General features: G+C 43.0%; 14 protein-coding genes. 12 read left to right on the top strand and 2 right to left on the bottom strand.

Going from position 1 to position 14,188, the window contains the following annotated elements; genetic code table 11:
* The 5 genes from K3248_RS07835 to K3248_RS07855 all read left to right on the top strand — a co-directional run.
* Positions 1-1,181: phage terminase large subunit (locus K3248_RS07835; protein WP_220717816.1), on the top strand; the 1,181-nt coding region annotated here is incomplete at its 5' end.
* Complete coding sequence (bgtI, locus tag K3248_RS07840; protein WP_220716912.1) at positions 1,166-3,184, top strand: BaGTA-type gene transfer agent portal protein BgtI; 2,019 nt, start codon at positions 1,166-1,168, stop codon at positions 3,182-3,184. The genes K3248_RS07835 and bgtI, both read left to right, overlap by 16 nt.
* A 13-nt stretch (positions 3,185-3,197) precedes the next feature.
* Positions 3,198-4,091: a hypothetical protein gene (locus tag K3248_RS07845; protein WP_220716913.1), complete on the top strand. Its 894-nt coding sequence runs from the start codon at positions 3,198-3,200 to the stop codon at positions 4,089-4,091.
* A 96-nt stretch (positions 4,092-4,187) separates the two neighbouring features.
* Positions 4,188-5,312 (top strand): BaGTA-type gene transfer agent major capsid protein, encoded by a 1,125-nt coding sequence (gene bgtG, locus K3248_RS07850; protein ID WP_220716914.1) that lies wholly within the window; start codon positions 4,188-4,190, stop codon positions 5,310-5,312.
* A gap of 21 nt (positions 5,313-5,333) precedes the next feature.
* Positions 5,334-5,714, top strand: coding sequence for a hypothetical protein (locus K3248_RS07855; protein WP_220716915.1), 381 nt, complete (start codon positions 5,334-5,336; stop codon positions 5,712-5,714).
* A 35-nt stretch (positions 5,715-5,749) separates the two neighbouring features.
* Here the strand turns inward: K3248_RS07855 and K3248_RS07860 are convergent, their stop codons facing one another.
* Positions 5,750-6,034 carry an addiction module antidote protein gene (locus tag K3248_RS07860; RefSeq protein ID WP_175869536.1) on the bottom strand — a complete coding sequence of 95 codons (285 nt, stop codon included), beginning with the start codon at positions 6,032-6,034 and terminating at the stop codon, positions 5,750-5,752.
* Positions 6,015-6,323 (bottom strand): type II toxin-antitoxin system RelE/ParE family toxin, encoded by a 309-nt coding sequence (locus K3248_RS07865; protein ID WP_220717828.1) that lies wholly within the window; start codon positions 6,321-6,323, stop codon positions 6,015-6,017. The genes K3248_RS07860 and K3248_RS07865 overlap by 20 nt, the downstream gene beginning before the upstream one ends.
* A gap of 73 nt (positions 6,324-6,396) precedes the next feature.
* On the opposite strand from K3248_RS07865, the gene K3248_RS07870 reads away from it, so the two are divergent.
* Genes K3248_RS07870 through K3248_RS07900 form a run of 7 tightly spaced genes read left to right on the top strand, consistent with a single transcriptional unit; the run spans position 6,397 to position 14,183 of the window.
* A complete protein-coding gene (locus K3248_RS07870; RefSeq protein WP_220716918.1) occupies positions 6,397-7,104 on the top strand; it encodes a phage adaptor protein in 708 nt (235 codons plus the stop codon).
* A 1-nt stretch (position 7,105) separates the two neighbouring features.
* Positions 7,106-8,566: a gene transfer agent protein BgtE gene (gene bgtE, locus K3248_RS07875; protein ID WP_220716919.1), complete on the top strand. Its 1,461-nt coding sequence runs from the start codon at positions 7,106-7,108 to the stop codon at positions 8,564-8,566.
* Positions 8,566-9,003 carry a hypothetical protein gene (locus tag K3248_RS07880; protein ID WP_220716920.1) on the top strand — a complete coding sequence of 146 codons (438 nt, stop codon included), beginning with the start codon at positions 8,566-8,568 and terminating at the stop codon, positions 9,001-9,003. Before bgtE ends, K3248_RS07880 begins: the two co-directional genes overlap by 1 nt.
* Positions 8,993-9,931 (top strand): BaGTA-type gene transfer agent maturation protease BgtD, encoded by a 939-nt coding sequence (bgtD, locus tag K3248_RS07885; protein ID WP_220716986.1) that lies wholly within the window; start codon positions 8,993-8,995, stop codon positions 9,929-9,931. Before K3248_RS07880 ends, bgtD begins: the two co-directional genes overlap by 11 nt.
* Before the next feature lie 24 nt (positions 9,932-9,955).
* A complete protein-coding gene (locus tag K3248_RS07890; RefSeq protein ID WP_220717817.1) occupies positions 9,956-11,392 on the top strand; it encodes a hypothetical protein in 1,437 nt (478 codons plus the stop codon).
* On the top strand, positions 11,392-13,533 hold the full coding sequence (locus K3248_RS07895) for a hypothetical protein (RefSeq protein ID WP_246588399.1): 2,142 nt from the start codon (positions 11,392-11,394) through the stop codon (positions 13,531-13,533). The genes K3248_RS07890 and K3248_RS07895 overlap by 1 nt, the downstream gene beginning before the upstream one ends.
* On the top strand, positions 13,530-14,183 hold the full coding sequence (locus tag K3248_RS07900; RefSeq protein ID WP_220717818.1) for a transglycosylase SLT domain-containing protein: 654 nt from the start codon (positions 13,530-13,532) through the stop codon (positions 14,181-14,183). The genes K3248_RS07895 and K3248_RS07900 overlap by 4 nt, the downstream gene beginning before the upstream one ends.
* Positions 14,184-14,188: the final 5 nt, after the last annotated feature.

The raw sequence follows: 14,188 nt of genomic DNA on the forward strand, positions 1-14,188 counted from the left end.
TAGGAGGGATATCGGGGACCATTCTTTGTGCACGTCAGTTTCAAAATTCTCTTGCGGAAAGTTCCTTGGAAGAGATTAAGCGTGCTATTGAAGCCCATGACTTTTTAAAGGATTATTACAGGGTTGGGGAATCTTCAATTAAGTCAAATGATGGGCGTATAGCCTTTCAGTTTTCTGGACTAGACCGTAATATTGCGAGTATCAAGTCGATGGGGCGTATTTTGCTCTGTTGGGTTGATGAGGCAGAGCCTGTCACAGAGACCGCTTGGCAGACGCTTATACCGACGTTGCGTGAAGAAGGGGATGGATGGCGTGCAGAATTATGGGTAACATGGAACCCATTACGGGAGAATGCCCCGGTTGAAAGGCGCTTTCGTTTTTCAGACAATGAAGCGATTAAGCGTGTTGAGGTTAATTGGTCAGATAATCCCAAGTTTCCTAAGATCTTGAATGAAGCGCGTCTTGATGATTTGAGAAACCGTCCAGAGACCTATAAGCATATTTGGGAGGGAGCTTACCTTACAGCCGTTCAAGGTGCTTATTACCAAAAGGAGATGTTAGCAGCTGAACAGGAGGGGCGGATAGGGCGTGTTGCACGTGACCCTTTAATGCAGATACGCGCCTTTTGGGATATTGGGGGGACAGGAGCCAAGGCAGATGCAACAGCAATCTGGATAGCCCAGTTTATTGGTAGAGAGATCAGAGTGCTAGATTATTATGAGGCCCAAGGGCAGCCGTTATCCGAACATATCGGTTGGTTGCGTGCAAATGGTTATGAGAAAGCATTGATGGTTTTGCCTCATGATGGTGCAACGAGAGACCGTGTACACAATGTGAGTTTTGAGAGTGCTTTAAATGATGCGGGTTTTGAAACGCAAGTGATCCCTAATCAAGGGGCTGGTGCTGTCAAAATGCGGATAGAGGCGGTGCGGCGTATTTTACCTTCTGTCTGGTTTAACGAAGAGACGACCGTAGCGGGTCGTAAGGCACTGAATTGGTATCACGAGAAATGGGATGAGAAGCGGAATATAGGGTTAGGGGCAGAGCATGATTGGTCGAGTCATGGGGCCGATGCCTTTGGATTGATGTGTGTGGGTTATGAGCAGCCGATACAGAAACATAAGAGAGCAGCTTATAGCGATAGAGAAGCCTATGAGAGTACGTCATGGATGGCACAATGATGCATGATGAAGAGCATATAGAGCAAGAAAGTCAGGTTTCAGATTTCTCAATGGAAGGTTTGTTTCGTAAGCTTTTAAGCTGGTACAAAGAAGATGTAGAGCATGTGAACAAATGGCGTGAGCAAGCGCGTGAAGATTTTCGTTTTTACAATGGCGACCAGTGGAATGAGACTGATTTAGCCGCTTTAAAAGAACAACGCCGTCCTGTCATGACGTTTAACCGCATTGCTCCACTTGTGAATGCGGTTGTTGGATCTGAACGCAATAATAAGAGAGAAGTGCAGTTTATTCCTCGTCAAATAGGCAAGGCCTTGCCTAGCGAATTGCTCACTGGTGCAGCAGAATGGTTTCGCGACATGGCCCATGCGGAATATGCGGATTCAGATGCTTTCCAAGATGCTGTCATTTGCGGTATGGGCTGGACAGATACAAGGCTTGATTATGAGAGTAGTCTAGATGGGGAGCCGGTTATTACACGTTTAGACCCCTTAAAGATGGTTTGGGACAGCGCGGCCATACAACCGAATTTAACCGATGCACAACGTTTGTGGTATGTAGACCGTAAACCTTTGGAAGTTGCAAGACAAATGTTTCCCAAAGCGCATTGGAGTGAACTAAGTGCGGATTGGGCGCGTGATGGGAGTTCTTATGAAGGGGTTCATCACAATGCTTTTGAAGCTTATGATGATGAGAAGGGTATTGATGTTGAAAATGGCCGCCGGATGGTCACGCTAGTTGAATGTCGTTGGTTTGAAAGTGAGAGATATTATAAAGCGCCTGATTTAGAAACGGGTGAACTTCGTGATTATAGCGAGGAAGAATTTAAGCAACTTCAGTGCATGATGCCCGATATTCAAGGAGCTGCTTTTCATAAAAAGGTGGTTAAGCGCGCTTTTTTAGGCAGGAAAATTTTGCTTTGTCCAGACCAGCCTTTGGTTCCCGCCGGTCAATTGGGTTGGGAATGTATAACGGGGTATTTTGATAAGATAGAGCGTCAATTTTATGGGGTTGTTCGCCCGACCAAAGATCCACAACGCTGGGCAAATAAATATTTCAGTCAAGTGATGCATATTCTCAATAGCCAATCCAAAGGGGGGATAATGGCAGAAAGAGGTGCATTTGAAGATGAGAGGGAAGCGGTAAGGAGTTGGAGCAGAGTTGATAGTATCACGGTGCTTAAATCAGGAGCGCTTGCGGGTGGAAAGATCCAACCCAAACCGGTCACTCAGTTTCCAACAGGCTTTTTCCAACTGTTTAATGAGGCGAAAGAAGCGATTAATCAGGTCACGGGTTTATCGCCTGAGTTTATAGGGACGAGAGAAGTTTCACAAGCAGGGATTTTGGAAGCACAAAGGCGCCAATCCAGTCTCAATCTGCTTGCTTGTTTGTTTGATGGTTTACGTTTGTATCGCAAGCGTCAAGGGAAGCTTATTTTGCACTTGATCCAGAATTATTTATCCGATGGTCGCTTGGTACGGATTTCAGGAGAGGAGAATGCGCAATATATTCCCTTAACCCGTGAAGCTGTGATGCATGTTGATTACGATATTGTTGTTGATGATGCGCCCACCAGTCCTAATGAGAAAGAGCGTACCTTTGGTATTATCACGCAATTGTTACCGTTGCTTCAAAATGCGGTTACACCGGATATTATGCTTGATTTGCTTCGTTATTCTCCCTTGCCGGCCTCTCTGCTTAATCGTGTAAGTGAGAAGGTACAACAGCAGCAACAAATGGCACAACAAGCGCAACAACAGATGAATCCAGAGCAGGAAATGCAGTTGCAAGAAAAGCAGCAAGACATGGCGACGAAAACCCAAATGCAACAGATGGATTTACAACAAAAGCAGATTGAATTGTTCATGCGTCAAAAAAGAGCGGAATTGGAAGCAGAATTGATGCAACAGCGCCATGAACTTGAACGGCAACGCATTTACAATGAGCAGATGCAAAATCAGATCATGCGAGAAAGAGCGGCCAGTTATAGAGGAAGAAGCATTTGAGAAAGGTTAAAGAATGAATGCAGAACTGAATGAAGGACTGAATGAAGATTATGGAACAGAGGCATCCGTTTTTGATGATGAGGGTTCTTTTGAGAGCGCTCATGATAGAGGAGCGGTTGAAAGTGATGATGTCTCTTCTTCAGAGCCGGTTGTAGCAAAGCCTGTTCAAGAGCCTTCAGAGATTACTATCCCTAATGGAGAACAGCAACGTGCTGTAGAACAAGCCAATCAAGCCCGTGAAGCACTTACGAAGTTTTATGAAGCGCAATCCCAGATGTCTCAGGTTGATGGCAAGGAAACGCCTCCCAATCCTAGTGAAGATATTATTGGTTATATGGGGTGGATGGGCAAAAAGCTTCAAGAGCAGGATGCGTATATTAGAGCGCAGCAAGATGTGCAAAGGCAAGCGTTAGAATACCAAGAATTTAATGGGCATTTAAATCAGTTTTTAGAAAGTTCCGTTACCTCGGTCAAAGATAAATACAGTGATTTTGATGCGGCGGCAGATTTTCTCTATGAGACGCGCGCCAAGCAATTGAATGCATGGTCTTCTATCTATCCCACTTATGCCCAGAAGAGCACGATCGATGCGATTATAGGAGATGAGTTGCGAACGATAGTAGCCACTTGCGCACAAAAGGGGGTTAATCCGGCAGAAGAGCTTTATAGGATCGCGCAAAATCTTGGCTATCAAAAGCAAGCCGTGCAAGCCAATGATCAAATTGCAGCACTCCAGAATCGTCAGAATTCAGCGCGGACATTAACGGGCTCTGGTGGTGGAGGCCGTGTTGGTCCTATGACCAAGGAAGTTCTTGCGAATATGTCAGAGAAAGAATTTGATGCGTGGATATCCAATCCAAAGAATGAAGCACGTTTTTATGAAATTATGGGTGTAGATCCTGATTAGGTAAGAGGTTTTTCCACATAATCCGCCTTTGATGCGGGTTTTCCACCGGCTTTATTCAGCCGGTTTTTTTTACAGCAAAGAAAGGTGAAATCAAAAATGGCAACAACACATATAGGGACCCATGATCCGCAAGCGGTAAAATTGTGGTCACAGAAATTAGGCAATGAAGTTTTGAAGGCGACGAAAATCGCCCCCTTGATAGGGAAAAGTTCAAACAGCATTATCCAGCTTTACAATGAAACCCATAAGAGTGCAGGGGATAGCGTTACCTTTAGCCTGCTGGTTAATTTGTTTGGAGATGGTGTCACGCAAGGGGAAACCTTAGAGGGCAATGAAGAAGCGCTTCAATTTATGAATGACCGCTTGGTCATTAACGAGCTCTTACATGCAGCGCGTGTTGCCAATACGGATTCGATTGATCAACAGAGAGTCTTACCGAATTTGCGCAAAAAGGCCAAGGAAGGTTTGGTTCGCTGGTATGCTAATCGTTTAAGCATCATGTTCTTTCTTCAAGTGTGTGGTTATACAGCAAGCACGCTTAGTGTTGATGGTCGAGAAGTTTATATTAAACCGGTTCATTACGGCTTTAATCCGATCATGGCGCCCAGCAGTGAACGCATTATCCGCCCCGATGGCAAAACCAAAGATGAAGAACTTACCGATAAAGCCAAACATAGCTTTAGCCTTAAATTGATTGATGAAGCGGTTAAACAAGCAAAGCTTGCCAATCCGCAAATCTCTCCTGTTCACGTCAATGGTGATGATGTGTATGTTTTGTATTTGCACCCTACCCAAGTGATGCAATTGCGCACCAATACAGCCGCTGGTGAATGGTTAGATATTCAAAAATCAGTTTATGCAACCTCACGTGCAAAGAACCCAATCTTTGATGGATCTTTAGGTATGTATAATGGCGTTGTTTTACGGGAAGCTATCCATGTGACCCATGGTGTTAAATCGACAGATTCTACAGCCGTAAAAAGCGTTCGTCGTGCTGTGTTCTTAGGAGCGCAAAGTGCTGTGATCGGTTTTGGACAAAATCATAGTGCAACCCATTACACCCTCAAGGAAGAATATTTTGATTATGAACGTGAATTTGGCGTTGCCGCCAAGACGCTTATTGGCATGAAGAAAACCCGTTTCCAGATGCCTGGTAGTGCACAAACAGCCCAAGATTTTGGAACGATAGTTATCCCCACCTACAGTGGTGAAGCAGCGTAATTTTAAAGGAGGAAACAAGAGATGGCAGATCATTTACCCGCCCCATTACAGGGGAGAAATCTTCATACGCAACAGGTAAGCTTTTTACGCTTAAATATCTCGCATAAAGAGAAGTCCCTTACGGAGAGAATAGGGATTTTACCGCGTGGAGCTGTGATTACGTCGATCAAAGCCTTTGTGAAGACAGCGTTTTCGGAAGCCAAGTTGAAGATAGGCAGCAGTTATGGGGGAAGTGAATTTGGTGAGAAAGAGATCAAGACCCAAAGCACACAAGACTTTACACCCACAGATCAGAAAGTTTTTGTTGGAGATGATAAGGAAACGACTCTTTACGCTACCCGCGACAAAGCCACAGCAGCAGGTGAATGTGTTGTGGTTGTGCAGTTCGTGACTAATCACTGAAACTGAGGGGAGAGATGTATTAACTCCCCCTTAATTTATGAATTGCAAGATTGTACAGAGAGTTGCAAATTAAGGGCAGATAATACAGCCACTAAGGTAGAAAGCTTGGGGTCACCCGTTTTACTTAAGGAGCGGTATAATCCACTGCGTTCGCGGTTTGTTTCTTTTGCTAAAGCACTCATATTTTGGGCGCGTGCAACGATACCAATAGCATCAGCAATATGAGCGGCATCACCGGTTTTAAGAGCTTCATTGAGAAAAATTTGCTGTGACTCAATGTCTTTAAGATATTTTTCGGGTTTAAATGGGGTTATTTTCATCACTGTACTCCTCTTTTAACTTTAACGCTTGTTCAATATCCCTTTGCTGCGTTGATTTATCTCCGCCGCATAGCAAGAGGATAAAATCAGAGCCTTTTTGGGTAAAATAAATTCGATAACCAGCACCATAGTGGATACGTAATTCACCTATGCCATGAAAGAATTTAACATCACCGAAAAGTCCTTGTTTTAAACGCACAACACGTTGAAGAATAATAGCCTTAACGCTTTTATCTTTAAGTTTCTTAAGCCAAGTATCAAATTCTATCGTTTTATGAATGAATATCACATGAGCACTATAGTGCACATAGTGTATCATGTCAAGTTCGTTTCAATTTTTGTATCACTGAAAAGGTATTTTGATGGCACGTCATTATATAAGGATTAAGACAGGAGGTCCTGTCCAAGAAAGGCAGGATGTTTTTCGTCATAGAAGAACCCTTTCTCATCTTGTGTCTGTCATTCAAGACGAAATCGATGACATCACGGATGAATATATTGGACAAATCCAAGAGAGTATTTTTGCTGCTATTCGTTTTTGCGAGCGGGAAAGTTTTTACTTTAACGAAAGCCGTGATGTTGTGTTTAATACACAAGCGGGAAAAGCTCTTTATGATGCAAGTGATACCCCCCACCTTGAAACGGCAGTCAAAATCAAAAGCGTTTATCTTTCTTCAGATCAATATCACAAGGTTGCCTTAGAACAGAGAAGTCCTTTTGCGTTAGAAGCTTCGCTTTCTTCAGCACAGCAAGGAAGACCTGTTTGTTACAGTTACTTTGATAGGAAATTGCATCTTTATCCCACACCGGATCAATCCTATCAGGTTCAACTTATTCTCTCTCCAATGCGCTTGGAAGAATTAGAGAATGCGGATCAAGAACATCCATGGTTTGTGCACGCGTTTGATTTGATTAAGGCGCGTGCAAAATATGAATTGTACAAGAATATCCTTAAAGAGCCCGATTGTGCAGCCGCGGCTTATAATGATTTTAACGAACAGTTGCATGCCTTGCGTGCAGAAACGTCAAAACGTCATAACGATATCAGAATCATTCCAACGGATTTCTAACATGGTTTTTTTTCCAGTTGCGGATTACCGCCCAGATGTTGCGGTTGTCAACGGCAGCTTTACAGATACACTTGTGAATGTTTTACCGGCAGATGGTGGCTACATTCCTATGCCTAGTGCAACGGTTGTTTCTAAGTTGCCTTTGGCAGAGAAGCCGTTGGGTTGTATCGCCTTTAGAAGTGGCAATGGTGTCAAGATCATCGTAGGAGGCAAGCAAAAGCTTTATAGTTATGATAGTCAAACGCAGGGTTGGAAAGATATAAGCCAAAGTGGTGTGATGTATCATGCGCATGAAGATAATCAATGGTCGTTTGCTTTGTTTGGTCAAAGAGTTATTGCGGTCAATAAAAATGATAAACCGCAAGTCTTTAATGCCCATAGTTCTGAACGGTTTGAAGATTTAGACGGCAATCCACCGAAAGCAGGGTTGGTGAAGGTTTGGGGACCTTTTGTTTGTCTGATGCAACTCACAGATCACCCCAATCGCATTCATTGGTCTGGTTTGGAAGATGCAACCCATTGGACCGTTAAGCAGAAAAATTGCGATTTTCAGGATTTTCCGGATGGAGAATATGTACAGGGTGCAACGGAATCTACCAATCCGCTCATATTTATGCGTTCTGCTGTTTATGCAGGAACTTTTGTTGCGGGTTCTAAGATAGTGTTTACGTTTCAAAAGATCCAAGACAAGCGAGGAGTACGCAGTGCAGCTTCTATAGCTTGTCGAGGCAGTGATGCTTTTTTTGCCGGTGATGGTGGCTTTTATCAGATGCGTTTGGATGGACAACTTTTGCCGATAGGCTTTGAAAAGGTTGATAGAACGGTTTTTAAAAACTTTGATAAACTTGCCCTTGATGAGATGCAAGGAGTGATAGACCCCGTTGATAACCGGATTTACTGGTCCTTAAAGAAAGGCAATAACGAGCAAACGACCTTTGTTTATGATTGGGGTTTGCAGAAATGGTCGACGATACAGGGCAAGCCTTTCACGTTGTTTCCAGTGTTTACGACAGGTTATACTTTGGAACAGTTGGATGAGATCTCAATAAATCTTGAGTCCTTGCCGGCTTCTTTAGACAGCCCCCGTTGGCAAAGTGGTGCACCTATCCTTGGGGCTTTTAATGAACAAAATCATCTTGTTATGTTTACAGGAGCGCCGATGGAGGCAACTCTTGTATCGCAAGAGATGGGGGCACCGGATGGAAGTTTTAGCTTTATCACGAAGATGTTTGCAGAGGTTGATACAACGCAAGGTCTTTTAAGCATAGGTGAGAGAAGATTGCGTAATCATGATACGCCGATTACATGGCACAAGGAGAGGGGGTGTTCTTATATTACGGGCGCTTATCATGGTCGCTCACGCAATCGTTATCACCGCTTTAAATTGCGTATTCCCGAACATGAACTTTGGACGATGATTACTGGCTTTAATGCGGATTTACGTCCTTTAGGTAGGGGATAATGGCAAAAGTCTATTTGACCAGTTCTTGGGATATGGAGCGTATAGCGCCTTATCTAGAAGAGATACTTGCGTCATTGAGTGCGTATGTAGAGCGTTTCAAACATGAAGTTACGTTGCAAGAAATCATTGAAGCCATTTGCACGGGCAAAAAACAGTTATGGCTTGTTTTGGATGATGACGAGCGCTTTTTAGCAGCAGTTACGACCCAGATACAAGAAACCGTTTTAGGAAAGAAGCGTGCCTTGATTTGTGAATGTAGTGGCAAGGGTGTTCTTGGTCTTATTGAGAATTTGCACTCTATAGAGGATTGGGCAGTTGAGAATGGTGCTTTAGAACTGGAGATTTTAGGGCGTTTTGGTTGGAAACGAGCACTCAGCAAACAGGGTTATGAGATAGATATGCTTTACTATAGGAAGGATTTGAGACATGGGGAGTAGGAGCCCAACAGAAACACAACAAAAGCAGGTGCAAACAAGCGCCCCTCCTGCTTGGATGGAGAATGTCTTTAAGCGTGGTGGTGCGGATGCTTATCAAATGTATAATACAGGGATGGGTGGGAATGTTTATGGTGGACCTCGTGTTGCGCCATTAAGTGATCAGACGCGCTATGCCATTGGTGGACTTGGGAGTATTCCTAGCCATTACCAAAATCGTTCTTTGATGAATACAGTCTACAATCCAACATCAGCAGCAAATAATCTTGGAAGAATGGCTTCTGGTGATCTGGTTGGACAAAATCCCTTTTTTAATGCTGCTCTTCAAAAGAGTTTAGACCGTGCAAGAGATACTATTCATAGCTCTTTTGCAGGAGCAGGTCGTTATGGGTCCGGTGCACATACGGGTGTTTTGGCAAATGAACTTGGAGCTTTGTCTACAAGTGCTACAGCGAACCAATACAATCAAGATGTACAAAATATGATGCAAGCGAATGCAATGATTGACCAAGCTAACCAAAATCAGTTGGGTGCTTCGAATAATTTCTTACAGGGTTATGGGAATGCTTATTCTAATGCCATACAGGGTGGAGGTGTGCTTGATAATTACAATCAGAGAGTTGTTGATGCCAACCGCGAACGTTGGCTGGAACAAGACAATAGCGGTTGGAATAGATTGAACATGTTAATGAACGCCGGTCATGGTTTTGCAGGTAATTACGGCACAACAACAAACAACCTCACAGGTTCTGAGATACAAGGTAATAATCCTTGGAAGAATGCAGGAACTATAGGTTCTCTAGCGCTTCAAGCGGCACCAATGGCTTTTGGTTATATGGCAGGTGGTCCATTAGGAGCGGCAGTAGCAGCAGGATTGTCGAAAGACGCCATTGATTACTTCAAGGACCTACAAAACAAGTCGAATAAGTAAATAATAGTTTTATAGGAGAGTGTGATGGCAGCTCCATCTATAATGTTAGCAGTCCCATATTTAAGTGCATTAGCAGGGCAAGGATTGAGAACCTTGCCACATATCATGAGATTTTTGCCGCATGCAATGAAATTTGGAGCACGAGCGGGAGCGCGAACAGCAGCGCAAACCAATAATTTAGTGAGATCCATGGCTACAGGAATGCGTACAGGAACACAACAAGGAGCGCAAAGATTAGGGCAATTAATATCCGATTCTCCAGTTGCACAATCTTTAATGCAGCATAGTCCTTTGTTGTCTCCTTTTGTTGGTGCAGGAGTTGAATCTTTTATGAAGCATTTACCCAAACAGCCATCACCCCTACAACAACAAGAATCGCCTATTCCTGGGCCGTATCCTGATCCTATCTCAAATGCACTAGAGGAAATTCCCACACCAGAGGAAACATCACAAGACCTAAAACATCATGTTGATGTCCCTCAAGCACAACCATTAGCGCCCACATCACAAACACCTCCTCCTGAACCCACAGATTTAGAGAAGTTTTTACAATCCAATACTTATAAATTTTTTCAATCAGATGCTTACCAGAAGCTTAAAGATCTTTTTGCAGGTATGTCGGCAGCACCGTCCGGTGGTTCTGGATGGGATGCGCTTGCAAGTGGTGTGAAGCATCTTAATGAAGGTGATAAACAAAGAGGTCGAGTTAATCAAACGGTCGAGTATCTGAAATCCAAAGGCTACAGCGAAGAAGAAGCGCGGGTTATGGCAAGCAATCCTCAAATGCTTAGTGCATTGTTAACAAATACTTATCAACCTAAACTTTCGCAAGACTATCATTATGTTCGCAATCCTGAGACTGGAGGGTATGAAGCACAGGTTATTAAGGGTAGTAAGGCATATCAGGAAGCTGAGCGTGCAAAAAAACTCCATGAGAAAAATATAGTACGCGACACTGTTTTATTTAATGATATCGGATATCTTGATGAGTACATGAAGAAACATGGTACTTATTCAACTGGTCTCACTGCTTGGCTTAAAAGCTGGTTTCCCGGAACGGACGCACGCGGTGCAGATAGAGTTGTGCAAGCGCTTAGGAGCCATATAGCAAGTAATCGTATAGACGAACTGAAAAGCTTATCAAGGACAGGAGCGGTAGGACTTGGACATGTCAGTGACAAAGATCTTGACATGCTAAAGGATTCTTTAGGTGCACTAAGTATTGATATGAATGTAGAATTATTTGCGCGGAATCTGTCTCAAATAAAAGATGTTCTTGAAAAATTATCCCCTGAAGCAAAAAACTTTTTATTAGGCAAAAATAATGAAATTCAGACAATATCACAAGGGAGTAGTGAAAATATACCTAAGATGGGTATGCAAGAAGGTATCGACAGAGATGATATCACTGTATTTATTGATGTTGCTACCGGTAAGCGTATTGAAAAGGAAGATTATTGATGAATACTTACACGAGCATTCCTGAATATGCAACATCTAAAAGTGGAAAGCGCTATCGTTTGCGTGTTATCGATGATAATTCTAGAGGTGGCATTCCTGAATATGCAACATCTAAAAGTGGAAAACGTTATCGTTTGCGTGTTATTGACGATAACACCGATTTTACAGAAACAACATCACCACAGCCTCCAGAGATCACGCGCAGTGAAGCGTTTTGGAACTCTTTAAAACATGGATTGAGTTTTAATTTAGATGATGAATTTTCAGCCATTACAGCGGCAGGACGTGACCATGAAGATGATTATGCTATACCTTCTTTTATCAATGGGTTTTTAGGATATTGGCTTGGAGATAAGAAATACGAAGAGAAGTATGATAAAGAAGTCAAAAAAATCCGTGATTATTATCGTAGGATGAGTGACGCGCATTATTGGACATCTTTTGCTGGAAATGCTTTAGGGGCGGCACTTCCTTCACTTGCGACTTTAGGAATAGGAGGAGCAGCAAGATTAGGCATTCTTGGTTCAAAATTAGGTCAAGCCTTTTTAAAATCAGGTCAGTCAGGTGCAAGCCGACTTGCACAGCCATTTTTAGGTATCACGAACAAAACAACGTGGCCTCATTTGCTAAAAGTAGGAGCGGCATCTGGTGCATTACATGGCATGGGAGAGGGCGAAGGATTAGGGAATACAGTTAGCAATACATTCGCTGGTGCTGGTTTAGGAGCAGCAGGGACAATGGTTGGAAGTGGTTTAGGTCATTTTGCTGGTTCTACTGTCGGTGGAATAAGAAGACTTTTTTCTCCTTCTTATAAACAAGGAGTTGAAAAAGCAACATTAAGAGAAATCAGTAAACATTTAGGCAGGGAGGGAGCTGAAGATTTAGGAGAATCTTTTGGCCGTAAAGCCGTTGATACCGATTATGTAGCTGATCATAGTCCTTTTTTACAAGATCTTGTTTTTGATATAGCCCGAAGGAACCAAGGGGCTTATCTTGATTTGACCCAAAAAGCAAAGGCAAGAGCGCTGGGAGGAGGAGAGCGTATACATCAAGCCGTTGATGAACAGTTTGTTCCTCGTCAAAATGTTGTAGGTTTAAAAGATGATCTTATCGCGAGTAGGAAAGCAGCATCTCATGATCTTTACGAAATAGCCAAGAAGACACCGATAGGGGAAAAATATTATGGCGCTCTTAATGAATTAATGGAACGTCCATATTTCAAACAAGCTTATAATGAAGGACTCAAGCAGTTCACGAGTGGAGTCAATAAAGTTCATCCGTTTTCTTCTCAAAAGTTTAGTCTTCTTAAGGAGAAACCGAATATGGAAGTTCTTCATCATACGAAAGAAATACTCGATGAGATGATAAAGATAGAGAGGGGAAAAGGAAGAAATAGCAAAGTTCGTACCTTAGTAGATATCCAGAAAAGCTTATTAGAGGTTATGGATGATATCTCCTCTGAATATAAGAAGGGACGGGCATTATATCATCAATACAGCTCTCATGTAGATGCTATGGATGAAGGTTCCAAAATTCTTAGCAAGGCGATTAATAAGGATGAATTCAGTAAAATTTTTGATGAATTACCAAAGAGACAACAAGAATACTTTCAAAAGGGCTCAAGAGGTGAACTTCTCAGAGGGATAAGGCAAACGAAAGATAAAGTCTCCAAGGCAAAGGAGATTTTTGGTACGGATGATCTGTATGATAGGTTTGCAAAGGTTTATGGAGCCGATAAAGCTTCTGCTGTTAAGAAGGTCGTCGATAGAGAAGCCGATTATGCGGATTTTTATAACAGAATACCAAATCGCAAAGCAGATAAAAGAATATCTTTTACGCATAATGTCAGTATACCGACTAGTCCCAAAGATGCAGCCATGCAAGCAGGGAAAGCAGCATTGAAAGCTTCTTGGATACCTTTTAAAGAAGCAGCGTTTAGAGAGCGTCAACGGATTGAAAAGGATGTCGTCAAGTTATTGACAGGTGGTTCAAAGATTTCGAATGAGAAAATTGTAGAGCTTATTCAAGGCATGGTGAGAGCGCAAGAGAAGGGATATGCTACGAAAGAATGGGTGAAAAAACTATCTGCTGCTTTGGCTAGGTCAAGTGGAAACGAATTTGTGAGAGTGTTTAACCGATGATCCGTAGTCCTTCAGTAGATCAAGCGATCCGCCAGACAGCGGCGCGTTATGGGATCCCTGAAAGTTATTTATACCGTGTTGCGCAAGTGGAGAGTGGAGGTAATCCCAATGCAAGGAATCCACGCTCGTCTGCTGGTGGTTTGTATCAGTTTATAGACAGCACAGCGAAGCAATATGGTTTGCAGGACCGTTTTGATCCCGTACAAGCAGCCGATGCGATGGGTAGACTTACCCTTGATAATCGCAATCATTTAAGTCGTGTGTTGGGAAGAGCGCCCACAGAGGCAGAATTGTATTTAGCGCATCAACAAGGGGCAAGGGGTGCAGCGCGTCTTTTACAAAATCCTCATGCCAATGCAGCACAATTGGTTGGCAGCAATGCGGTTGGTTTGAACAGTGGTAACAATGCGATGCGAGCAAGTGATTTTATCAATCGCGTGTTTCAAATGTATGGTGGACAGCCATCTTATAGAAGCCCTTTTGTACAAGGTCGCTATGACCATAGGACGCATTTGTTAGAGGTTTTACGGGCATTATTGGCTTCACAGGCTTCACAAGAAGAGCCTTCAGAAGAAGATGAGAGTGAAGCTTCTGCTGCTTACGAACAGCCCTTCATGGGGCAATTGATGCGGGCATTTTACGGCATTTAGGATTG

The sequence above is a fragment of the Bartonella raoultii genome (genome assembly GCF_019659805.1).
Lineage (GTDB): Bacteria > Pseudomonadota > Alphaproteobacteria > Rhizobiales > Rhizobiaceae > Bartonella > Bartonella raoultii.